Below are 25,525 nucleotides of genomic sequence, written 5' to 3'. Positions count from 1 at the left end.
GCGGGTGTCTCCTTGTGAGATGGGTGCCGGTGAGACGGGTGCTCAGGCATGTGCTTGCCGTGTGCCTGGTGGGCGGGTGGCGTCGCAGGCGGTGCCGGGTGCGAGGACCCCTGCGAGTTCCGCCGCCTCCACGGCGATGCGCAGCGCGTCGGCGGCGCGGTCCGGGCCGGGCAGTCCGGGGCCCACCGGCATCAGGTTGAGCGTGGTGGCCCCGGCTTCGGCGAACGCCGTCATCCGTTCGGCGATCCGCTCCCGGGGCCCGAGCAGCGAGGTGGTGTCGAGGAGCGCGAGCGGTACGGCGGCCATGGCGCCCGGGTAGTCGCCGGCGAGGAACCGCTCCTGGACGGCACGGGCCTCGGCGCCGAAGCCCATGCGCTCGGCGAGCCGGGTGTAGTGGTTGTCCTCCCTGCCGCCCATACCGCCGAGGTAGAGCGCGGCGTACCCGCGTACCCGGCGGGCGCACGTCCGCCAGTCGGGGCCGGTGACCAGGGGGACCCCGGGGGCGATGTCGAAGCCGTCGAGGGTGCGGCCCGACTTCGCGAGGCCGGCCCTGAGGGGGCGCAGTTGCTGGGCGGCGTGGTCGGGGGAGAAGAACACCGGGAGCCAGCCGTCGGCGATCTCCCCGGTCAGTTCCAGGTTCTTCGGGCCCAGGGCGGCCAGGTAGACCGGTATCCGCTCGCGCGGGGGCCTGATCGTCAGGGCGAGCGCCTTGCCGGGGCCGTCCGGGAGGGGAAGCGTGAAGTGGCGGCCCTCGTACGCCAGCGGCTCCCGGCACAGCGCGCGGCGCACCAGGTCGACGTATTCGCGGGTGCGGCCCAGCGGTGAGGCGAACCTGACGCCGTGCCAGCCCTCCGAGACCTGGGGGCCGGACACTCCGAGCCCGAGCCTGAGGCGTCCGCCGGAGAGGGTGTCGAGGGTGGCTGCAGTCATCGCCGTCATGGCGGGCGAGCGGGCGGGGATCTGCAGGACCGCGCTGCCGACGTCGATGCGGGAGGTGCGGGCGGCGATCCAGGACATGAGGGTGACGGCGTCGGACCCGTAGGCCTCCGAGACCCACACCGCCGAGTAGCCGAGTTCCTCGGCGAGGGAGGCGAGCGAGAGGTTGGACGCGTCGTTGCCGCCGACCCAGTAGCCGAGATTGAGGCCGAGACGCAGGGTGGGGACGGGCATGAGGGCTCCTGTGGGGGCGTACGGTCCGCGCGTTCGCGGTGGGCGGGTGCCGCCCAGGGACGCGGCGGCCTCGGCGGCGGTCGCGGGGGTGTGGTCACCGGCTCGTGCGGGTGCGGTAGCGCCAGGTCGACAGGGTGACGAAGACGGCGATGAGCAGGACCGAGCAGCCCGCGGTGTAGAGCACGGGATGCTGGGCGGGCCAGTCGTGCCGGACGTGGAAGCCCGGCGGGGGAGTGTTGCCGAAGAGCCGGCGCAGGGCGTTGGCGAGCGAGGTGATCGGGTTCCAGGCGGCCACGGTGGGCAGCGGGCCCGGCAGCGTCGAGCCGGAGACGAACCCGGAGGAGATGAACGTCGCCGGGAACAGCCAGATCAGCCCGAGACTGCCCGCCACCTGGACGTTCGGCGCGATGAGGGCGACGAACACGCCGATCCACGACATCGCGAAGGAGAACAGCAGCACCAGCAGGAGTCCGGCTCCGATCTCGACGGGCCCCGTGTGCGCGCGCCAGCCCATCAGCAGTCCGCAGGCGGTGGTGACGGCGACGCTCGCCAGACAGGTGGTGAGATCGGAGGTGGTACGGCCCAGCAGCAGGGCCACCCGGGAGATCGGCAGGGTGCGGAAGCGGTCCACCATCCCCTGCTCCAGGTCCCTGGAGAGCCCGACCGTGGTGAAGGTGGCGGTGAACGCCACCGTCTGGGCGATCAGACCGCCCATCATGTACGACCGGTAGGCGTGGCCGCCCAGGCTGTTGCCGAAGACGTATCCGATGAGCAGGGCGTACACGACCGGCTCGACGAGGCAGGTGATGAGCAGGCCCGGGGTGCGCCGCAGATGCAGCAGATTGCGCAGGGCGAGGTCCGCGCTCTCCGCGACCACCCGGATCACCGGGTTCCGGCGGGCTGCGGTCGGGTGGAGTGCGAGGCCGGTGGCGGTCGGCCGCGGGCCGTGGCCGACCTGGTCGCAGGGGGGTGCGGCGGCGACCGGGCCACGAACGGGAGCGTTCATCGGGTGACCTCCCGATCGGCGTGGTCCGCCTGGCCCGCGCGGTTGCCGCGGCCCGCGCGCTCGACGTGGTCTGCGCGGTGGGCGTGGCCGGTCAGGCCGAGGAACACGTCGTCGAGGGTGCAGCGGCTGAGGCCGATCTCCAGTACGTCGACGTCCTCGCCCTCCAGCGCGGTGAGGGCGCGGGCGAGCGCGGCCCGGCCGTCGCCCGCCGCCGCTTCCACCCGCCGGGCGCGGCGGTCCACCGTGGGGACCGCGCCGGTCGCCCGCGCGGCGGCGCGGGCGGCTGCGTCGAGCTGGGCGTCCGCGGCGACGCAGACGACGAGCCGGTTGCCGGCGGCGGCCTTGAGGTCGTCGCTGGTGCCCTCGGCCACCACCTGGCCCCGGTCGATGACGGTGATCCGGTCGGCGAGGCGGTCCGCCTCCTCCAGGTACTGGGTCGTCAGCAGGATCGTGGTGCCGCCCGCGACGAGTTCGGTGACCGCCTCCCAGGTGTCCAGCCTGCTCTCGGGGTCGAGTCCGGTGGTGGGTTCGTCCAGGACGACCAGAGGCGGGGACCCGACCAGGGCGGCGGCCAGATCGAGCCGTCGGCGCATCCCGCCGGAGTAGCCGCCGGCCGGTCGTCCCGCCACGTCGGTGAGCCGGAACCGGGACAGCAGATCGTCGGCGACCCGGCGGGCCGTACGGCGGCCCGCGCCACGCAGTTTCGCGAGGAGATACAGATTCTCGAATCCGGTCAACAGTCCGTCGACCGTCGAGTACTGGCCGGCCATGCCGATGGTCGAACGGACTTTCTCCGGTTCCACCGCCACATTCCAGCCGTTCACGAAAGCATATCCGTGATCCGGCCGGAGAAGTGTCGTCAGGATCTTTACCAGAGTGGTCTTACCGGCTCCGTTGGGACCCAGCAGGCCCATGACCTCACCGGTTCTCACCTCCAGGTCGACTCCGCGTAACGCATGGTTCGCCCGATATTGCTTGTGGAGATCGTCGACGACGACGGTCGACCCGCTAGACGCATGCACGGAATCGTTTCTACGCCTGACGCCGCGTCAAGTCGATCATGGAAGTGTCAAGTTTTCTTGCCCGTTCGATGGTCGTGCTTTGGATGTGCTTGAAGCTTTCAGTGCACGTTCGGGAAGCAAGATCACGTACTGTTCCTGTCGTGCGAGAATTACTCACGGAGCTGACGGAACGGGCAGCGCGTAATCCGCGGCAGCCCGCAGTGACCTACGTTTCCGACTTCAGCGATATCAGCGGCACGGTACGCAATCGAGCAGAACTCGATCTGCATTCAAGGCGTATCGCTTCCTGGCTCCAGGAGAGATTCTCCACAGGAGACCGGGCGCTTCTCCTCTATTCCCCCGGGGTCGAATTCACCACCGCGTTCTCCGCCTGCGCGTACGCCGGGATCATCGCGGTGCCGGCCCCGCTGCCGGGCCGCTACCGGCATGAACGCCGCCGCCTCGCCGCCATCGCCAGGGACGCCGGTGTGCGTGTCGTTCTGACGCAGAGCGGCGATCTGCCGGACGTCGAGAAGTGGGTCGCCGAGGAGGGCATCGTCGGCGCGGTCTGCCACACCACCGACACCGGCGAGGGCGACCCGGCCGCCTGGACCGCCCCGGCGGTGTCGCCCGGCACCCTGGCGCTGCTCCAGTACACCTCCGGATCGACCGGAGACCCCAAGGGCGTCATGGTCACCCACGGCAACCTGGTCGCCAACGTCGAACGGATGGTGGACGCCTTCCGCAACGACGGCGACACCCGGTACGGCGGCTGGATCCCCCTCTACCACGACATGGGCCTGATCGGCCTGATGCTGCCCGGCCTCCTCTCCGGCGACGGCTACGTGCAGATGGACCCCATGTCCTTCCTGCGCCGCCCCTACCACTGGCTGCGCATGCTGGACGCCCACGGCGTCGGCTTCACCGCCGCGCCCGACTTCGGCTACGAGATATGCGTCCGCCGCGTCACCGACGAGCAGCTCGCCGCGCTCGACCTGTCCCGGGTCAAGTTCGCCGACGGCTCCGAACCGGTCCGTGCCGACGTCGTCACCGCCTTCACCGAACGGTTCGCCGCCGCCGGACTGCGGTCCGACGCGCTCATCCCGGTGTACGGCCTCGCCGAGGCGACCCTGATGGCGTCGGGCACCACCGGACGGCCACCGCTCAGGACCGCGGTCGACGCCACGGCACTGGAGAACCGTCTCCTCCGGCCGGCCGGCCCCACGCGCCCCTCTCGCGTACTCGTCGGCTGCGGGGCGCCGACCGGGTCGGACGTACTGATCGTCGATCCCGGCACCGGCGAGGCCCTGCCCGAGGGCCGTATCGGCGAGATCTGGCTCGACGGCCCCTGTGTCGCCGCGGGCTACTGGAAGAACGAGCACGTCACCGCCGCGACCTTCCGGGCTCGCACCGACGACGGATGCGGACCGTACCTGCGCACCGGCGACCTCGGAGCCCTGCTCGACGGGGAGCTCTACATCACCGGCCGCAGCAAGGACGTCCTGGTCCTGCACGGACGCAACCTCCACCCCTCCGACATCGAGTACGAACTCCGCTGCCAGCACGAGGAGTTGGAAGGACTGCACGGCGCCGTCTTCCTGGTCGGCGACAACGACGGGACGGACGTCGCCCCGTCGGTCGTCGCCGTCCACGAGATCCGGGCCCACTGGGGTGCGGAGCGCCTCGGGCAGATCGCCGTCGACATGAAGCAGACCATGGCCCGCGAGTTCGGCGTCCCCGTCGCCTCGGTCGCCCTGGTCCGCCCCGGCGGTGTCCGGCGCACCACCAGCGGCAAGGTGCAGCGCGCGGCCATGCGCGCCCTCTACCTCACCGGGGAACTGGACACCCTCCACCTCGGCGAGGACCCGCTGCTCACCGCTGCCCTGGCCCACCGGCGGCGGGTGACCGCGCGATGACCACCGCGGCCGACCTGGAGACCCTGCTCGCCGCCCACGAGGACGACGCCTTCGCACCGGACACGCTCGCCGCGCTCGACCACCGCGAGGAGTTCCCCGCCGGCGCCGTCCAGCTGCTCGACGACGCCGGGCTGCCCGCCCACTACGCGCTGCCCCCGGACGGCGACCTCAGCGAGACGGTGGCGCTGCTGCGCACGGTCGCCCGCCGCGATCTGACCGTGGCCGTCGCCCACGGCAAGACGTTCCTCGGGGCGGCACCGGTCTGGGTGGCCGGCACACGGGACCAGGCCGCCCGGCTCGCCGCACGCGTACGCTCCGGAGAACCGGTCTGCTGGGGACTGACCGAACACCACCACGGCGCCGACCTGCTGGCGGGCGAGTTCGCGGCGGCGGCCGACACCGACACAGGCGCCGACGGCAACGGAGCCGGCTGGCGGCTCACCGGCGAGAAGTGGCTCATCAACAACGCCACCCGCTCCACCCTCGCCTGCGTCCTCGCCCGCACCGACCCGGCGGGCGGCGCACGCGGCTTCAGCCTCTTCCTCGTGGACAAGCGCCGCCTGCCCGAAGGGGCCTGGCGCAACCTGCCGAAGGTCCGTACCCACGGCATCCGAGGCGCCGACATCAGCGGCTTCGCCCTGGACGGCGCACCCGTCCCCGCCGACGCGCTGATCGGGCAGGAGGGCGACGGCATCCCCGTGGTCCTCAAGACCCTCCAGCTCACCCGCGTCACCTGCGCCGCGCTCTCCCTCGGCGCCGCCGACCACGCCCTGCGCCTGGCCCGGGACTTCGTGACCGGACGCGAACTGTACGGCCGCCGCCTCGCCGACGTCCCGCACGTACGCCGCATCCTCGGCCGGGCAGCCGCCGCCGCACTGACGGCGGAGGCGGTGAGCGTCCTCTCCGCCCGCTCGGTGCACACCCTGCCCGGCGAACTGAGCGCCGTCTCCGCGATCACCAAGGCATACGTCCCGACGCTCACCCAGGAGACCCTGGGCGCGCTCGGCGAACTGCTGGGCGTACGCGGCTTCCTCACCTCACCGCCCGGCGGCGGCTTCGCCAAACTGGAGCGCGACCACCGGATCTGCGCGATCTTCGACGGCAGCACGGCCGTCAACCGCGCGGCCCTCCTCAACCAGATGCCGCGCCTGGCACGCCAGTTGAGCCGCCGCCGCACCGACAGCGAGGGCCTGCGCGCCGCCGCCGACCTCACCGCCCCGCTGCCTCCGTTCGCCCCCGACCGGCTGACGCTGCTGTCCGTGACGGGCTGCAGCGCCGTCCAGGCGCTGCCCGACCTGGCCGTCCGGCTGCGGCGGCAGGGGCCCCCGGAGACGGGCCCGCTGCTCGACCTCCTGCTCGCCGAACTGGCCCGCCTGGAAGCGGAGTCGGCGGACTTCGTCCCCGTGGCGGGAGGCCTGCCCAGCACGGCGTTCCGCCTCGCCGAAGCATACGAACGCGCCTACGCCTCGGCCTCCTGTCTGCTGCTGTGGCTGGAGAACCCGCACCTGCGCACGGGAGGGCTCGGCGGGGACGCCCTGTGGCTGCGGGCCTGTCTGACCGTCCTGCTCGGTGTCGACGACAGCGAGGTCCTCGACACCCTGGCCGAAGCCGTACTCCGCACACCCGCACCGGAGTTCACCCTGCTGGGAGGTGCCGCATGACCCCCACCACCGGCCTCGCCCCCAAGCGCGCCGACGAACTGGAGCACCTGCTCGGAAGCCTCTGCGATCCCGCGAACCCCACCGGCGCGCCCGCGATCCTCGCCGCCGACGAGCGGGCGGAGCCGCTCACCGCGGGGGAGTCGCTGCTGCACTCCTACGGACTGAACGCCGAGCTCGTGCCCCCCGAGCTGGGCGGCCGACTGGAGCGGGCGGACCATCTGGCCGAGGTGATGCGCGCCCTGTACCGCCGCGACCCCGCGCTCGGGCTCGGCTACGGCGCCAGCTCGCTCATCGCCGCAGTCACCCTGTGGACCGCGGGCGACGCACGGCAGACCGAACAGGCCGCCCGCCTCCTCCTGGACGGCCGGCGCATCGCCATCGCCTTCCACGAACTGGCGCACGGCAACGACATGGCGGGAACGGAGTTCACCGCCACGGCGGCGGACGACGGCTCACTGCGGCTGAGCGGACGCAAGGAGGTCGTCACCAACATCCGGCGCGCCGACGCCATGGTCGTGCTCGCCCGCACCGATTCTCGGCCCGGTCCGCGCAGCCACTCCCTGGTCCTCGTCGACCGGGCGAGCGCCGACCCCGCACGCCTGACCGACCTGCCGCGCTTCGAGACCGTGGGGATGCGGGGAGTCCAGCTCGGCGGCCTGACCTTCGACGGACTCCCGGTTCCCGCCTCCGCGCTTGTCGGCCCGGTCGGCTCCGGCCTGGAAACCGCCCTGAAGGCCCTCCAGATCACCCGCACGGTCCTGCCCGCGATGGCCAGCGGCATCCTGGACACCGGACTGCGCATCGCCCTGGACCATCTGACGACGCGCCGACTGTACGGCGGGAGCGCGACCGACATCCCCCATGTCCGCTCGGTGCTGGCCGGTGTCTTCGCCGATCTGCTGCGCGCCGAGACCCTCGGCGCGGTCGGCGCCCGCGCGCTGCACCTGGCCCCCGGCGCGGCGAGCGTCTACGCCTCGGCGGTCAAGTTCGAGGTGTCCCGGCTGCTCCTCGACGCCATGGACCGGCTCGCGGAACTCCTGGGCGCCCACTTCTACCTCCGCGAAGGGCCCACCGCGCTCTTCCAGAAGCTGCTGCGCGACCTCGCCCCCGTCGGCTTCGGGCACATCGCGCGCGCCGCCTGCCAGATGAGCCTGTTGCCCCAGCTTCCGCTGCTGGCCCGCCGCACCTGGGCCCGCCCCGACACCGAGCCGCCCGGCGACCTGTTCGCGCTCGCCGAGCCGCTGCCGCCCCTGCGGTACGACCGGCTGGCCCTGCACGCCGCCGGCCGCGACCCCGTCGCCGGATCCCTGCACGCCCTGGCCGACGCGTCCTGGGCACCCGGCCACGCCGAACTGCGTACGGCGGTCCGCGGCGACCGCACCGAACTGGCCGAACTGGCTGCCGAGTGCGGCACGTTGTCGCCGGTGGACCTCGGCGTCGAGGCCCGGCCCCACCACTACGACCTCGTCACCCGGTACGTACGCCTCCTCTCCCGGACCGTCTACGTCCAGGTCTGGCGGCACGCCCACCCGGGCGACTTCCTCGCCGACCCCGCGTGGCTGCGCGCGGCCCTGCACCGATCGGCGCCGGGCCCGTGTGCCACCGGCCCACTGCCCGCACCGGTCGAGGACGTGCTGTTCGCCGAACTCCTCGACCGCCGGGCCACCGGCCGCTCCTTCGGCCTCACCGGAAGACACCTCGCGGTCTGACGACCGCCACCGTCACAGCCGTACGCCTCCACCGTCCGCCCGCACGGGCGCGCGCCGCGCCGTGATGCGCCGCGGCTTCGACCGCCCCTCCGCTCAAGAAAGAGACCCCCTGATGACCGCTGGCAACCGAGACGTGCACACCTGGCTGACCGCGCGGGTGGCGACCTACCTGCGCCGAGCGCCGCAGGACATCGACACGTCCGTGCCGCTGGCCGACTACGGCCTGGACTCGCTGACGGCGCTGGCCATCACCGCCGACATCGAGGACGAGTTCGAGGTGACCGTCGACGACGCGCTGACCTGGGACCACCCCACGGTCGACGCGCTGAGCGCGGCGCTGTCCGAGCTGGTCGGCCAAGAGTCCGAGGCGGCTCGGACGAGCGGGAAGCAGGTCTGACCATGCGGAGTGCCGCCCCGACGCATCAGGGCCTGCCGCTGACGGCGGCCCAGCACGGGGTGTGGGTCGCCCAGCGCCTCACCCCCGACAGCCCGCTCTACACGTGCGGCATCTACTACGACGTTCCCGGGCCCGTGGACCGCGCCCTGCTGACCCGTGCCGTGGAACGGGCCGTGGCCGAGACCGAGGCACTGCGGGTCCGCTTCGAGGACGACGGCGAGACGGTCCGACAGAGCGTGGACCCGTCACTCCAGGGGGAGTTGGAGTATCTCGACCTGAGCGGCGAGGCCGACCCGGCCGGTGCCGCCCGTGCCTGGACCGACGCCGATCTGGCCCGGCCGGTGCCCGTCACCGGCGACCGGCTGTTCCGGCACACCCTGCTGCGGCTCGGCCCCGACCGGCACTGGTTCCACTTCCGGTACCACCACATCCTCCTCGACGGCTACGGACAGGTGCTGCACTGCCGCCGTCTGCTGGAGGTCTACACGGCCCTGGCGGCGGGCGAGCAGCCGCCGGCGAGCGGCTTCGGCACCCTGTCCGAGGTCCTCGCCGAGGAGCGGACCTATCTGGACTCCCCCCGCCGCGAGCGCGACGGCACCTACTGGCGCGACCAGTTCGCCGACCTGCCCGAGTCCACCGAACTCGGCACCATGGTCCTCGGTTCCCCCGCCGACGGCACCGCCGCCCCCTCGGCCCCCTCCTCCCACGCCACCGGTCTCGCCCCCAGCCTCCCCAGCGCCACCGGCCGTCTGACCGAGCCCACCGCCCGGCGCGTCCGCGGACTCGCCGGGTCCCGCTGGTCGCTTCCCGTGATCGCCGCCATGGCCGCGCACACCCACCGGGTCACCGGCGCCCACGACGTGGTCGTCCGTGTGTTCATGGCCGCCCGGCTCAGCCCACGGGCCCTGGCCACACCCGCCATGCTCGTCAACGACGTCCCGCTGCGCATCCGTGTCGACGGTTCCACCACCTTCACCGAACTGCTGGACCGCGTCGCCGCCCGGCTCGCCGAGGCGTCCCGCCACCAGCGCTACCCGCACGACGAACTCCGCCGCGACCTCGCAGCCGCCGCCCACCCGGGCACTCTCAGCGGCCCGTCCGTGAACGTCCTCTCCTTCGCCGCCGCCCGCCTGCCCTTCGGCCCCACTCGGGCGGACGCCCACCAGCTGGCCTCCGGCCCGGTGCGCGACCTCGCCCTGCACGCGTTCGGCGACCCCGAGGCGGGCGACGGCATCCAGCTCACCGTCAACGCCCACCCCGGCCGCTTCACCCCCGGGACGGCAGCCGCCCACCGCGACCGCTACACCCGCCTCCTCACCGCCGCCACCGAGCACCCCGACCGGCCCATCGGCGCCCTCGACCTGCTCGACGACGCGGAGCGGGAGCGCTTCCACGCCCACAACGACACCGGCCACGCCGCCGACCCGCGCTCGCTGGTGGACCTCTTCGAGGCCCAGGACCCGGCCGCCGAGGCCGTCGCCTTCGAGGGCGAGCGGCTGACGTACGGCGAACTCAACGCCCGCGTGAACCGTCTCGCGCACGCCCTGCGCGGCCGGGGCGTGGGCCCGGAGTCGCGGGTCGCGGTGAAGCTGCCGCGCTCGGTCGACCTGATCGTCGCGCTGTGGGCGGTGCTGAAGACCGGCGCCGCGTACGTGCCCGTCGACACCGGCTATCCGGCCGACCGGATCGCGTACCTCGTCGCCGACTCCCGCGCGACCCTCGTCCTCGACGAGGACGGCGCACGCGCCCTCGGTCAGGGGCAGCCCGAGACGAACCCCGGCGTCGTCCTGCGGGGGGACCACGCCGCGTACGTCATCCACACCTCGGGCACGACCGGCCGCCCCAAGGGCACCGTCGTCACCCACGCCGGCATCGGCAACATGCTGGCCTGGATGCAGGACGAGTACCGGCTCACCCGTGCGGACCGGGTCGTGCACAAGACACCCGTCGGGTTCGACGTGTCGGTGTGGGAGGTGTTCTGGACCCTCACCCGGGGCGCCACCCTCGTCGTGGCCCGCCCCGACGGCCACCGGGACCCGGCCTATCTGGCCCGGCTGGTGCGCGACGAGCAGATCACCGTCATCCACTTCGTCCCGGCCATGCTCGGCCCCTTCCTCGACGAGTACGAATACGAGTGCGCGGACGCGCCGAGCGCCTCGCTGCGCATGGTCAGCTGCGGCGGTGAGGCGCTGCCGGCCGGACTCGCCGACCGCTTCCACCGCGTGTGCGGGGCACGGCTGCACAACTCCTACGGCCCCACCGAGTTCTCGGTCACCGCCACCTCCCACGCCTGCGTGCCCGGCGAGCCGGTCACCATCGGCACACCCACCCACAACTCCCGCGCCTACGTCCTCGATCCGGCCCTGCGACCGGTGCCGGACGGGGTCACCGGTGAGCTGTACCTCGCGGGCGTCCAGCTCGCGCGCGGCTACCTCGACCGGCCCGGCGCCACCGCCGAACGGTTCGTGGCCGACCCCCACGGCCCGGCCGGCACCCGGATGTACCGCACCGGCGACCTGGTGCGCCGCCGCGCCGACGGCGGCCTGGACTTCGTCGGACGCGCCGACGACCAGATCAAGATCAACGGACAGCGCGTCGAACCCGCCGAGGTCGAGGCCGTCCTCGCGACCGTGCCCGGCGTCGAACAGGCCGTGGTCCTCGTCCACGACTCCGCCACGAGCGCCCGCCAACTGGTCGGCTACGCCACCGGCACCCCCGAGAGCGACGCCCGCGCGTATCTCGCGCGGCGGCTGCCCGCCCACATGGTGCCGGTCACCGTGTTCGTCCTGCCGTCGATCCCGGTGACCCCCAACGGCAAGGTCGACCGCCGCGCGCTGCCCGTCCCGGCCCGCCAGGTCGGCGGACGCGCCCCCTCGACCGACACCGAGCGGACCCTGCACACCCTCGCCGCCGCCCTGCTCGGCCGTCCCGAACTGGGCGTCGACGACGACCTGTTCGCCCTCGGCGCGGACAGCATCCACGCCATCCAGCTCGTCAGCCGCGCCCGCCGCCAGGGCCTCCACCTCACGCCCCAGGACGTCTTCGACCATCCGACCGTCGCCCGGCTCGCCGCCGTCACCACGACGGCACCGGCGCCCCCGCCCGTCGAGGACGACCCGGTCGGCGAACTCCCCGAGACCCCGATGGCCCGGCGTCTCGCCGAACGGGCCGGCTCCACGGCCGGCTTCGCCCAGTCCCTGCTGCTGGCCACCGGGCCCGGACTGTCGTACGACCGGCTGGCCGCCGCCCTCCAGCAGGTCCTCGACCGCCACGACGCCCTGCGGATGCGCGGCCGGCACATCCGGCCGGTGGGAGCCGTACGGGCCGAGGACTGCCTCACCCACGCCCGGCACGAGGACGCGGCCGGACAGGACGAGGCGGGACGGGACGTGACCGCCCGCGACGCGGACGTGGCCGGACACAAGGAGGCCGCGCGCCGCGCGCTGTCGCCCGACGACGGCGCGATGGTACGGGCGGTGTGGTTCGACCACGGGCCCGCGAACCCCGGCCGGCTGCTGCTCGTCCTGCACCACCTGGTCGTCGACGGCGTGTCCTGGCGCATCCTGCTGACCGACCTCGCCGAGGCGCTCAAGGGCGCCGAACTCTCCCCGCCCGGGACCTCGTTGCGCCGCTGGGCCGGACTCCTCCGGGCCCCCCTCGACGAACTCCCGCTCTGGACCGACCTGCTGTCCACCCCGGAACCGGTGCTCGGCGCCCGCCCCCTGGACCCCGACCGGGACGTCCACGGAACCGCCCGCTCGGTCACCGTCACCGTCCCGCCCGACCTCACCCGGACCCTGCTGGCCACCCTGCCCGCCGCCTACCGGGCCACCCCGGACGACATCCTGCTCGCCGCGCTCTCGGCCGCCGTGCAACGCGGGCGGGGCGAAGGGCCGGTCCTGGTCGACCTGGAGGGCCACGGCCGCGACCACCTCCCGCCCGGGACGGACCTGTCCACCACCGTCGGCTGGTTCACCCGTATCCACCCGGTGCGCCTGGGCGCCGGCACCGAGACCGGCGCCCGTCTCATCAAGCGCACCAAGGAGGAGCTGCGCGCCGTCCCGCACGGCGGTCGCGGCCACGACCTGCTGCGCGACCGGCTCACCGGCCTGCGAGCGCCCCAGATCGCCTTCAACTACCTGGGCCGTCTGGACGCGCACGACCTCGGCGGCTGGCACCTAGCCGACGGCGAGGCCGCCGTCGACCTGCTGGCCGATGACGACCTCGCGCTCACGCACGCCCTCCAGATCGACGCCCACGTCCGTGACGGCGAGCTGACCGCCGAGTGGACCTACCCCCCGGGCGTCCTCACGGAGGCCGACGTACGAGCCCTCGCCGAGACGTGGACCGAGGTCCTGACCGAACTGGCCGCGCACACCCGGGGCGGCCTCACCGTCTCCGACGTACCCCTCGTCCGCATCACCCAGGAGGAACTGGACCGGTTCCGGGGCGCCACCGACGTCCTGCCCCTCTCACCGCTCCAGGAGGGGCTGCTCTTCCTCGCACTGTACGAGCCCGAGGACCCCTACGTCGGCCAGCTCGTCCTGGAGACGGACGGCGGCTTCGACCCCGAGCGGATGCGGGCCGCCGCCACCGCCCTGCTGCACCGCCACCCGAACCTGCGGTCCGCCTTCCGCAGCCGCTCGGCGGGCGCCCCCGTGCAGGTCGTCCCCGCCGACGTGAAGCTCCCCTGGGAGGAGCGCGACGAGGACGACCTCGCGGCCTTTCTCGCCCGCGACCGTGCCCGCGGCTTCAGCGTCGTCCGCCCGCCCCTGTTGCGGTTCACCGCGCTCGGCGACCGCCGCCTCGTGCTGACCCACCACCACCTGCTGCTCGACGGCTGGTCCCTGCCCCTGCTCGTACGCGAACTGTTCACCCTGTACGGCGGCGCCGAACTGCCGCCGACCGCCCCGTACCGCGACTACCTGGCCTGGCTCGACCGGCAGGACCACGAGACCACGGCCGGGGTGTGGCGGGAGCGCCTCGACGGACTGCGGGCCCCCACCCTGCTCGCGCGGGCCGACCGCACCTGCGACGGGCACGACGTGCACGAACTGGTGCTGTCCGAGGCGCTCACCGACGCGCTGGTGTCGACGGCCCGCGCGCACCGCCTCACGCTCAACACCGTGGTGCAGGGCCTGTGGGGGCTGCTGCTGGGCGCCTTCACCGGCCGGGACGACGTCGTGTTCGGCGCGACCGTCTCCGGGCGCCCGCCCGAGCTGCCCGGCGCGGAGTCGATGCTCGGCCTGTTCGTGAACACCCTGCCGGTCCGGGTACGGATCGACCGGGACGAGACACTGGCCGCGCTGCTGACCCGGCTCCAGCGGGAACAGCGGTCCCTCCACGCCCACCAGCACGCCTCGCTGGCGGGACTGACCCGCGCCTCGGGCTTCGACGCACTGTTCGACACCGTCGTCGCCTTCGAGAACTACCCGATGGACGACGGCATCGAGGCCGGCGGTCTGCGCCTGGCCCACGCCGATCTCGTCGAGCGGGCCCACTATCCGGTCACCCTGTCCGTCTTCCCCGGCACACGGCTGCGGCTGAGGTTCTCCTACCTCGCCGGAGCCTTCGACCCCCCGGCCGTCACCCGCCTCGCCGACATCCTGTCCGAACTGTTCGGCCGATTCGGCGACGCGACGGCCGAACTCGACGTTCCAGCACGCGAGTTGATCGAGGTGGACGACGCGGACCGGCTGCTCGTCATGGGCGCCGCACCGGTGGAGACCGGCTCCGCGCCGGTGGCCCCGGCCGGCGGCGGCGAGCCCCGCTCGCCCGAGGAGACGTCCCTGTGCGCCATCGTCGCCGACGTCCTCGGCGTCGAGCGCGTCGGTGTCGACGACGAGTTCTTCGCACTCGGCGGCACCTCGATCCTGATGATCCGTCTGGTGCACCGGGTACGCGACGAGTTCGGCGTCGACCTGTCGCTGCGCGACCTCTTCGCCGCCCCGACCGTCGCCGGTGTCGCCGAACGACTGACCAGCCTGGCCCCCCAGGCCAAACGCATCACCGCCGAGGAACGGCCCGGCCGTGTCCCGCTGTCGTTCGCCCAGGAACGCATGTGGTTCCTGCAACGCCTCCAGGGCTCCTCCGGCACCTACAACATCCCCCTCGCGATCCGGCTGACCGGCACCCTCGACACGGACGCCCTCGCCGGCGCGCTGGCAGAGCTGGTCGCCCGCCACGAGGCGCTCCGCACGGTCTACCCGGAGGACGCCGAGGGCCCCCACCAGGTGGTCCTGCCGCCCGAGACGCCCTACACCACGGAGTACGTCCGCGACGCCGCCCCCGACCTCGCCGCCGACGCGGGCCGCCCCTTCGACCTGACCCGCGACGTGCCCCTGCGGACGACGCTGTACGAGACCGGACCGGACACGTTTGTCCTGCTGCTGGTCGTGCACCACATCGCCGCGGACGGCGCCTCGCTGCGTCCGATGGCCGAGGACATCACCACCGGCTACCGCGCCCGGACCGGCGCCGACACGCCGGGCTTCCCCGAACTGACCGTGCAGTACCCGGACTTCGCGATCTGGCAGCGCGAGACGCTCGCCACCGACCTGCCCCGCCAGATCGAGTACTGGAAGCAGCACCTGGACGGCCTGCCGCCCGAGGTCAGCTTCCCCGGTGACCGGCCGCGACCGGCGGTGGCCACCCACCGCGGCGACCACGTCGAGTTCCCCGTCGCCCCCGAGCTGTACCAGCGGATGCTGGACCTGGCAGGACGCACCCGCACGACCCCGTTCATGGTCCTCCAGGCCGCCGTGTCCCTGCTGCTGACCCGGCTCGGCGCGGGCGAGGACATCCCGCTCGGCGGTGTGATCGCCGACCGGCCCGACTCCGTCCTCGACGACGTGGTCGGCGTCTTCATCAACACCCTCGTCTACCGCATGGACACCTCCGGCGACCCGAGCTTCGAGGAGCTGCTCGTCCGCGTCCGGGAGACGGGCCTCGCCGCCTACGCCCACCAGGGCGTCCCCTTCGAACGCCTGGTGGAGGAGCTGAACCCGGAGCGCTCCCGCTCCCGGCACGCCTTCTTCCAGGTGATGCTGGCCTGGCTCGACCTCACCGAGGCCCGCTTCGACCTGCCCGGCGTCACCGCCGACCCCGGCCCGGTCACCAGCGGCACCGCCAAGTTCGACGTGCACTTCGACTGCCACGTCCACGAGGGCGGCGGCCTGCTCTGCCGCCTGGAGTACGCCACCGACCTCTACGACCGCCGTACGGCCGAGAGCTTCGCGGTCCGGTTCGTCCGCGTCCTGGAGCGCGTCACCGCCGACCCCGGACAGCGGCTCTCCGAGGTCGACGTCCTCGGCGCCGACGACCGCGCCTTGGTGCTCACCGGCTGGAACGACACCACCGTGGCGTTCCACGCCGAGAGTTCGGCGGTCGCCCTGCTGGAGGCGCACGCCCTGCGCACCCCCGACGCGGAGGCGGTCCGCTGCGAGGGCGCGAGCGTCACCTACGGAGAGTTCAACACCCGGGTGAACCGGCTCGCCCACGCCCTGCGCGAGCGGGGCGTGGGACCCGAGTCACGGGTCGCCGTGATGCTGCCGCGCTCGGTCGACCTGATGGTGGCCCTGTGGGCGGTGCTCAAGGCGGGCGCCGCGTACGTGCCGATCGACACCGGCTACCCGGCCGACCGGATCGCCTACATCCTCGCCGACTCCGGCGCCCGGCTGCTGATCGCCGACCGTGACGCGGACGGCTTCGAACGGATCCCACCCGTTGCCGAGGGCCCCGAGGGCAACCCCGGGGTGACGGCCCACGCGGACAACTCCGCGTACGTCATCTACACCTCGGGCTCCACCGGCCGCCCCAAGGGCACCGTCAACACGTACGCGGGCATGGCGAACCGGCTGTGGTGGATGCAGCGCGACCACCGACTCGCCCCGGGCGAGCGGGTGCTGCAGTCCACCCCGGTCAGCTTCGACGTGTCGGTGTGGGAGGTCTTCTGGACCCTGATGTACGGCGGCACCCTCGTCGTCGCCCGGCCCGACGGCCACCGTGACCCGCTCTACCTGGAGCGGCTGATGCGCGAGGAGTCCGTGGCCGTCGTCCACCTCAGCGCCTCCATGCTCGGGGCCTACCTGGCCGAGACCGGGCTGCCGGACTCCGTGCGCCTGGTCGTCTCCGGCGACGAGGCCCTCCCCGCCGAGCTGGTCCGCCGCTTCCACGACGACTCCCGCGCCGTGCTCCTCAACGCCTACGGTCCCACCGAGGCCGCGGTCGACGTCACCGCCTGGGCCGCGCCGGCGGACACCGAGACCGTGCTGATCGGCGGACCCGTCGCCAACACCCGCGCCTACGTGCTCGACACGACGCTGGCCCCGGTCGCCCCCGGCGCGCCCGGTGAACTGTACGTCGAGGGCGTCCAGCTGGCGCGTGGCTACCTCGACCGGCCGGCGCTCACCGCCGAACGGTTCGTCGCGAGCCCGTACGGGCCGCCCGGCGCGCGCATGTACCGCACCGGGGACCTGGCGCGCTGGACGGCGGACGGCGAACTGGAGTACCTCGGACGCGCCGACAACCAGGTGAAGCTGCGCGGCTTCCGCGTGGAACTCGGCGAGATCGAGGACGCGCTCACCGACCACCCGGCCGTCGCCCGCGCCGCCGCGGCCGTGCACGGGCAGTGGCTCGTCGGCTATGTCGTCCCCGCCGCGCAGGGCGTCCCCGTCGACGCGGAGGCGCTGCGGGACCGGCTCGCGGCACGGCTGCCCGAGTACATGGTCCCGGCCCAGATCGTCACCCTGGACGTGCTGCCGCTCACCCCGAACGGCAAGCTCGACCGCCGGGCCCTGCCGGTCTCCGACCTCGCGCACACCGCCGGGCGCGGCCCGCGCACCCCGCAGGAGGAGATCCTGTGCGGCCTGTTCGCCGAGGTGCTGGGCGTCCCCGAGGTCTCCGTCGACGACGACTTCTTCGCGCTCGGCGGACACTCCCTGCTGGTCACCCGGCTGGCGAGCCGAATCCGCGCCGCCCTCGACACCGACCTCGAACTCTCGGTCCTGTTCGAGGCGACCACCGTGGCGAAGCTCGCGTCCCGGCTCGACGGAAGCGGCCCGCGCCGCACCGGCGTCACGGCCCTGCCCCGTCAGGGCCGCCTGCCGCTGTCGTACGCGCAGGAACGGCTGTGGTTCCTGCACCGCTTCGAGGGCCCGTCCCCGACGTACAACCTGCCCGTCGCGCTGCGGCTGACCGGTGACCTCGACGTGGCCGCACTCACCGCCGCCCTGGACGACCTGGCGGAGCGGCACGAGGCGCTGCGCACGGTCTTCGCCGAGGACGAGCGCGGGCCCCACCAGGTGGTCCTGGCGTCCGTGCCGCCGCTGCGCGTGGTGGATGCCGACGAGGAGGGGCTCGCCGCCCGACTGGCCGACGCCGTCCGCACCCCGTTCGACCTCACCGCCCAACCCCCGCTGTGCGCAACCCTGTTCGACATCGGCGCGGGCGAACACGTGCTGTTGCTGGTCCTGCACCACATCGCCGGCGACGGCGCCTCCATGGCCCCGCTCGCCCGCGACCTCGCCGGCGCGTATACGGCCCGTGCCAGGGGAGAGACCCCCGACTGGGCCCGACTCCCCGTCCAGTACGCCGACTTCGCGGTATGGCAGCGGGAGGCACTGGGCGAGGCGGACGACCCGGACAGCGCCCTCTCCCGGCAGCTCGATCACTGGCGCACGGCGCTCGCCGGGCTGCCCGAGCAGCTGGAGCTGCCCTTCGACCGGCCCCGGCCCGCCGTCCCCACCCACCGGGGCGACACCGTGCCCTTCACGGTCGAGCCCGCCGTCCACGAGGCCCTGGTCCGGCTCGCCCGTGAGCACCACACGACCGTCTTCATGGTCGTGCACGCCGCGCTGGCCACCCTGCTGCACCGGCTCGGCGCGGGCGAGGACATCGTGATCGGCTCACCGGTCGCGAACCGCACGGACGAGGCCCTCACCCCCCTGGTCGGCTTCTTCGCCAACAACCTCGTCCTGCGCACCGACCTGACCGGTGACCCCGACTTCACCGAGGTGCTGCGCCGGGTGCGGGCCGCCGACCTGGCCGCCTACGCCCACCAGGACGTACCGTTCGAACGGGTCGTGGAGGCGGTCAACCCGGCACGCTCCACCGCCCGGCACCCGCTGTTCCAGACCGGCCTGAACTTCAACAACGCCGACCAGCAGGCGGCCCTCGACCTCGCCGTCGACCTGCCCGGCCTCACGGCACGGGTGCGGCCGGTCGCGTCGCCCGCCGCCAAGTTCGACCTGTCGTTCTTCCTCACCGAGCGGCCCGAGGGCGGGATCGGCGGACTCCTGGAGTTCGCCACCGACCTCTTCGACCGCGACTCGGCCGTCCGTATCGCCGAGCGCTTCACCCGGCTGCTCACCGACGTCGTCGCCGAACCCGGGCGCCCGGTGGGGGAGTTCGACGTCGTGGACGCCGCCGAGCGACGGCTGCTGCTCACCGAATGGAACAGCAGCGACCACGAGGTGCCCTCCGGGACGCTCACCGACCTGATCGAGGACCGGACCGCCCGCACCCCGGACGCCCCTGCCGTCGTGTTCGGCGCGACCGAGCTGTCCTACGCCGAACTCGACGCCCGGGCCAACCGGTTGGCCCGGCACCTCCTCGACCTCGGCGCCGGTCCCGAGCGGTACGTCGCCGTGCTGATGCCGGTCTCCGAGGACATCCCGGTGACCCTGCTGGGCGCCCTGAAGACCGGCGCCGGCTATCTGCCACTCGACCCGGCCCACCCGGCCGACCGGCTCGCCTTCATGCTGGGGGACATCGCGCCGGTCGCCGTGGTCACCACGGCCGAACTCGTTGCGACCGTCCGCTCGTTGACGGACGCGCCGGTCGTGTCGACATCCGACCCGGCGATCGCCGCACGGCCGTCCGGCCCGCTCACCGCCGTGGACCGGCGGCCCGAGCACGCCGCGTTCGTCATCTTCACCTCGGGCTCCACCGGACGGCCCAAGGCAGTCGTCGTCGAACACCGCTCACTGGTCGCCTACCTGGCGTGGGCGACCCACGAGTACGAGAGCCTGCGCGGACGCGTCCTGGTGCACTCACCGGTCTCCTTCGACCTCACCGCCACCGGTATGTTCGGGCCGCTGATCTCCGGCGGCACCGTGGAACTGGTCCGCTGGAGCGCGAGCGGCCCCGACCCGGACGCGTCCGTCACCCGGCCCGACTTCGTCAAGGCCACCCCCAGCCATCTGCACCTGCTGGGCGTGGTGCCCGACGAATACTCCCCGGAGGGCCAACTCGTCCTCGGCGGCGAGTCGTTGCTCGGCGATGTACTGGACGCCTGGCGCGCCCGGCACCCCGGCGTGACCGTCCTCAACGAGTACGGCCCGACCGAGACCACCATCGGCTGCAGCCTGTTCCGCATCGAACCCGGCGACGCCGTGCCGCCCGGTGTCGTCACCATCGGCACACCCGCCTGGAACACCCGGATGTACGTGCTGGACGCGCTGCTGCGCCCCGCACCCGTGGGCACCGCCGGCGAACTGTACGTCGCGGGCGACCTCGTCACCCGTGGCTACCACGGCCGCCCCGGACTGACCGCCGGCCGCTTCGTCGCCGACCCGTACGGTACGCCCGGCTCCCGGATGTACCGCACGGGCGACCTGGCCCGCTGGACGGCCGCCGGGCGGCTGGAGTTCGTCAGCCGCGTCGACGACCAGGTGAAGATCCGCGGCTTCCGCATCGAACTCGGCGAGGTGGAGGCCGTGCTCACGGCCCGGCCCGGTATCGACTCCGCTGCCGTGGTCGTCCGCGAGGACACCCCCGGCGACAAGCGCCTCGTCGCCTACGTGGTGCCGGAGCCGGATCACCCGGCGGACCCGGCCGCGCTGCGCGCCGCGGCGGCGCGCGCCCTGCCCGACTACATGGTCCCGGCCGCGTTCGTCGTCCTGGAGAAACTGCCGCTCACCGCCAACGGCAAGATCGCCCGCAAAGCGCTGCCCGCACCCGACCGCACCGCCGACGGCACGGGCAGGACACCCGCCGACGGCACGGAACGGCGTGTGGCGGATCTCTTCGCCGCCGTCCTCGGCGTGCCCGACGTGGGCGCCGACGACGACTTCTTCCACCTCGGCGGCCACTCCCTGCTCGTCGCCCGGCTGGTCAACCGGATCCGCGCCGGCCTCCGGGCGGAGCTGTCCATCCGGGAGGTCTTCGAGCACCCGACCGTCGCCCGGCTCGCGGAACTGCTGGCGGGCCGGGCGACACGGGCCGCCAGGCCGCCGCTGGTCCGGCGCGAACGGCCCGAGCGGGTGCCCCTGTCGGCGGCACAGCGCCGGATGTGGTTCCTCGACCGGCTCGACGGCCAGTCCCCCGCGTACACCATCCCCGTGGGCCTGCGGATGACCGGCGCCCTCGACCGGGACGCCCTGCGGGACGCCTTCGGCGACCTGTGCCGACGGCACGACGTGCTGCGCACGGTGATCGCCGACGGGCCCGAGGGACCGCACCAGGTCGTCGTCGAGACGGAACCGCGCTTCACCACCCGTTCGTACGACCCGGCCGACCCCGACCCGGCCGACCCCGACCCGGCCGACCCCGACCCGGCCGGCTTCGACACCGGGATGGCCGAGGCCTCCCGGCTCCCGTTCGCCCTGGACCACCAACCGCCCATCCGCGCCGTGCTGTTCACCGACGGAGAGCGGGAACACGCCCTGCTGCTGCTCCTGCACCACATCGCGGGCGACGGCGCCTCCATGCGGCCCCTCGCCGCCGACCTGTCCACCGCCTACACCGCCCGTCTCGCCGGCCACGCCCCCGACTGGGCCCCGCTGCCCCTGCAGTACGCCGACTACGCGCTGTGGGAACGCGAACTGCCCACCGACCGGCTCGACTTCTGGACGAGGGAACTGGCCGGAATCCCGGACCAGACCGAGCTGCCCACTGACCGGCCCCGGCCCGCCGTCGCCTCCCAGCGCGGTGGCACCGTGCCCTTCACGGTGCCGGCCGTACTGCGCGACCGGGTCGAGACGCTCGGCCGGGAGCGGGGCGCCAGCGCCTTCATGGTGCTGCACGCCACGCTCGTCACCCTGCTCAACCGGCTCGGCGCGGGCGACGACATCGTGATCGGCACGCCCGTGGAAGGCCGCCCGGACACCGCCCTCGAAGACCTCGTCGGGCTGTTCACCAACACCCTGGCGCTGCGCGCCGACACCTCCGGCGACCCCACCTTCGAGGAACTCCTCGACCGGGTGCGTGCGGCGGACGTGGCGGCCTACGACCACACCGACGTGCCGTTCGAGCAGCTGGTCGAGGTCCTCAACCCGGCACGCTCCCGCTCCCGGCACCCGCTGTTCCAGGTCATGCTCACGGTCAATCAGCGAGCGGTCGCGCCCAGGCTGCCCGGCCTGGAGGTGAGCGTCGGGGACGTGCCCGGCGACCGGGCCAAGTTCGACCTGTCCCTGACGCTCGTCGAGACCGGCGCGCGGGGGGAGGGCGGCTGGTCCGGATCGGTCGAGTACGCCTCGGACCTGTTCGACCGCGCCACCGCCGAGGGCATCGCCGACCGCTATCTGCGCCTGCTGGAGGAGGTGACCGCCGACCCGGCGCGTCCCCTGCACGCCCTGCCCCTGCTCACCCCCGCCGAACGCGAGGACGTGCTCGTCCGCCGCAACGACACCGGCCGACCGCTGCCGGGGGCGTCGCTGCCGGACATGTTCGAGGCTCAGGTGAAGCAGACCCCGCACGCGGTGGCCGTCGTCGCGGACGGCGAGGACGCCACCGGCACCACGGAGCTGACGTACGACGAGCTGAACCGTCGCGCCAACCGGCTCGCCCGGCATCTGATCGCCCTCGGCGCGGGCCCGGAGACGGTCGTCGCCGTGGTGCTGCCGCGCCGACCGGACGTGGTCGTGGCGCTGCTGGCGGTTCTGAAGACCGGGGCGGCCTATCTGCCGGTCGACCCGGCCAACCCGCGGGCGCGGATCGACGCGCTGGTCGCCGACGCGGGCGCGCGGATCGTGCTGGACGTGGAGACCTACCCGGCCGCCCCGGACGATCTCCCCGACGGCGACCTGGGTGGGCCCGTCCACCCCCACCAGGCCGCCTACCTGATCCACACCTCCGGATCGACGGGCCGCCCGAAGGGTGTGGTCGTCGAACACGGTTCGCTCGCCGCCTACTTGAGCGAGGCCGCGGCGATGTACCCGGCCGCGTCCGGCGAGTCCCTGGTGCACACCTCCCTCGCCTTCGACATGCCGGTGACCACGCTGTTCACCCCGCTCGTCACGGGCGGACGGGTGCGGTTCGCGGACCTCGACCAGGACACACCGACGCCCGACCTGCTCAAGGTCACCCCGAGCCATCTGCGGCTCCTGGAGTCGCTGCCCGACCGCGTCAGCGACGCCCGGGACCTGGTCATCGGAGGCGAGGCCCTCGACGGCACCGCGCTCCAAGCATGGCGCGACCGTCACCCCGAGGCCGTGGTGATCAACGAGTACGGGCCGACCGAGGCGACCGTCGGCTGTGTCGTCCACCGCCTCGAACCTCACGACCGCCTCGACGCAGGGCCGGTGCCGATCGGCCGACCCCTCGGCAACGCGCGGGTGTACGTGCTCGACGCGCACCTCCAGCCCGTCCCCGACGGGGTGTGGGGCGAGCTGTACCTCGCCGGCACCGGACTCGCCCGCGGCTACGCCGGGCGGCCCGGCCAGAGCGCCGAACGGTTCGTCGCCGACCCGTACGGCCCGCCCGGCACCCGGATGTACCGGGTGGGCGACCGGGCCCGCTGGAACCGCGCCGGAGTGCTGGAGTACGCCGGACGCGTCGACGACCAGGTCAAGATCCGGGGCTACCGGATCGAGCCTGGCGAGATCGAGACCGCCCTGACCGCGCTGGACGGCGTCGCACGGGCCGCGGTGATCGCCCGCGAGGACCGTCCAGGAGACCAGCGCCTGGTGGCATACGTCGTAGGGGGCGCCGAAACACCGCTGGCGGCCGACGAATTGAAGGCCCGGCTCGCCGCCGTCCTCCCCGCCCACCTCGTGCCGTCCGCGTTCGTCGAGGTCGACGCGATCCCGCTGAACGCCAACGGCAAGCTCGACCGCAGGGCACTGCCCGCCCCGCCGGACACCGCCGCCGGTACCGGCCGGGCGCCTCGGACCGAACGGGAGGCCCTGCTGTGCGCCCTGTTCGCCGAGGTGCTGGGGGTGTCCGAGGTCTCCGCCGACGACGACTTCTTCGCGCTGGGCGGTCACTCCCTGCTCGCCGTCCGGCTGGCCGGGAGGATCGGGGAGACGCTGTCGGTCCGGTCCAGCCTGTCGGCGCTCCTCGAAGCACCGACCCCGGCGGGACTGGCCCGCCACCTCACCGAGGGCGGTCGGGACGCAGCGTCCTGGGTGCCGGACTCGGAAGCCGAGCTGAGTCCCGCCCTGCGCTTCACGTCCGGTGCATCCCCGTCCTGCCCACCCGATGCGCGGAATGGCGTCCCGCATGCCGACGGTCCTCGGGAGATCCTGCTGACCGGGGCCACGGGGTTCGTCGGAGCCTTCCTCCTGGCCGAACTGCTGCACCGGACATCGGCGCGTGTGCACTGCCTCGTCCGTGCGCGGACCGACGCCGAGGCCGGCGAGCGGCTGACCGGGGCCATACGACGCTACGGCATCGACCTGGGGTCGGCGCCGGACGATCCGCGGCTGAATGTCGTCCGGGGTGACCTGGCGGCAACGGACCTCTGCCTCGACCCCGCGGACTGGGCGAGGCTGCGCGAGCGGGTCGACACGATCGTGCACAGCGGCGCGCACGTCCATCACCTCTCGCCGTACACCCGGCTGAAACCGACCAACGTGGAGGGCACCCGGACCCTGTTGCGCCTGGCCTGCGAAGGCCGGCCGAAGGCATTCCACCACCTCTCCACCCTCGGTGTGTTCGGGCTCGGCCAGGACTCCCGGCTGGTGACGGAGGATTCACCGATCGCCGGTGAGGAACACCCGTTCGGGAACGGGTACGCGGCGAGCAAATGGGTCGCGGACCGGCTCGTGGAGCGTGCCTTCGAGCGGGGGGCCACCGGCGCCATCCACCGGCTCGGCCGTATCTGGGCGCACACCTCGACCGGTGCCGTCAGCCCGGACGACATGTTCTCCCGGCTGCTCACCAGCTGCGCCGCGCTCGGCTGCCATCCGGTCGGACCGGATCTGGAGGAAGCGCTGCTCCCCGTCGACGTCCTGGCCCGCGCCGTCGTGGGGCTGATCCTGACCGACACGGGAACCGCCCGTGTGCACCATCTCCACCACCCGCGCAGCATCGGAGCCGGTGTCTTCCTGAGCGGCCACGACCGGATGCGCGGGACGGTCTGCGAACCGGTCCCGCTCACCGAGTGGCTGCGGCGCCTGCGGCGCGCGAGCGAACGGGGACAGAACCTGCCGATCCTGCCCTACCAGGCGTATCTCGAAGAGCACGCGAGGAACGCGTCGGACCGGCGGCAGCCGACCCTGGAGTTCGACAACGACAGGACACTCCGGCGGCTGCGGGATCTGACGGTCGCGATCCCGGACATCGACGAAGCCGCGATCTCCCGCTACTGGGACTTCGTCGAACGGTGACGCCAGCCGCACGGACCGGCCTTCCGCCCACGACATCGACCTGACGACCGACCACTCCGCCCGGACCCTCGGGCGGGAACCGTGGCCCAACTCCGCTGCACCCGGGAGGCAAAGC

8 protein-coding genes are annotated in these 25,525 nt (G+C 73.4%); 5 read left to right on the top strand and 3 right to left on the bottom strand.

All coding sequences use genetic code 11. From position 1 onward, the window contains the following. Window positions 1–42 precede the first annotated feature (42 nt). The 3 genes from ACWCRJ_RS35310 to ACWCRJ_RS35300 all read right to left on the bottom strand — a co-directional run bounded on the left by ACWCRJ_RS35310 (window position 43) and on the right by ACWCRJ_RS35300 (window position 3,198). Window positions 43–1,170: an LLM class F420-dependent oxidoreductase gene (locus ACWCRJ_RS35310; protein WP_450943106.1), complete on the bottom strand. Its 1,128-nt coding sequence runs from the start codon at window positions 1,168–1,170 to the stop codon at window positions 43–45. A 94-nt stretch (window positions 1,171–1,264) separates the two neighbouring features. Next, the gene (locus tag ACWCRJ_RS35305; protein WP_450943105.1) at window positions 1,265–2,176 is read right to left on the bottom strand and encodes an ABC transporter permease; all 912 of its coding nucleotides are present in this window, start codon (window positions 2,174–2,176) and stop codon (window positions 1,265–1,267) included. After that, the gene (locus ACWCRJ_RS35300; protein WP_450943104.1) at window positions 2,173–3,198 is read right to left on the bottom strand and encodes an ABC transporter ATP-binding protein; all 1,026 of its coding nucleotides are present in this window, start codon (window positions 3,196–3,198) and stop codon (window positions 2,173–2,175) included. Before ACWCRJ_RS35300 ends, ACWCRJ_RS35305 begins: the two co-directional genes overlap by 4 nt. Window positions 3,199–3,281: 83 nt before the next feature. On the opposite strand from ACWCRJ_RS35300, the gene ACWCRJ_RS35295 reads away from it, so the two are divergent. The 5 genes from ACWCRJ_RS35295 to ACWCRJ_RS35275 all read left to right on the top strand — a co-directional run bounded on the left by ACWCRJ_RS35295 (window position 3,282) and on the right by ACWCRJ_RS35275 (window position 25,410). Continuing rightward, a complete protein-coding gene (locus ACWCRJ_RS35295; protein ID WP_450943103.1) occupies window positions 3,282–5,093 on the top strand; it encodes a fatty acyl-AMP ligase in 1,812 nt (603 codons plus the stop codon). After that, window positions 5,090–6,754: an acyl-CoA dehydrogenase family protein gene (locus ACWCRJ_RS35290; RefSeq protein ID WP_450943102.1), complete on the top strand. Its 1,665-nt coding sequence runs from the start codon at window positions 5,090–5,092 to the stop codon at window positions 6,752–6,754. Before ACWCRJ_RS35295 ends, ACWCRJ_RS35290 begins: the two co-directional genes overlap by 4 nt. Next, window positions 6,751–8,463, top strand: a complete 1,713-nt coding sequence (locus ACWCRJ_RS35285) for an acyl-CoA dehydrogenase (protein ID WP_450943101.1) — start codon at window positions 6,751–6,753, stop codon at window positions 8,461–8,463. Before ACWCRJ_RS35290 ends, ACWCRJ_RS35285 begins: the two co-directional genes overlap by 4 nt. Before the next feature lie 112 nt (window positions 8,464–8,575). Next, the gene (locus tag ACWCRJ_RS35280) at window positions 8,576–8,860 is read left to right on the top strand and encodes an acyl carrier protein (RefSeq protein WP_450943100.1); all 285 of its coding nucleotides are present in this window, start codon (window positions 8,576–8,578) and stop codon (window positions 8,858–8,860) included. Between the two features lie 2 nt (window positions 8,861–8,862). Further along, window positions 8,863–25,410 (top strand): amino acid adenylation domain-containing protein, encoded by a 16,548-nt coding sequence (locus ACWCRJ_RS35275; protein WP_450943099.1) that lies wholly within the window; start codon window positions 8,863–8,865, stop codon window positions 25,408–25,410. The last annotated feature ends 115 nt before the right edge of the window (window positions 25,411–25,525 follow it).

The organism is Streptomyces sp. NPDC002324, assembly GCF_053593335.1.
This window is presented reverse-complemented; position numbering and strand designations above follow the sequence as displayed.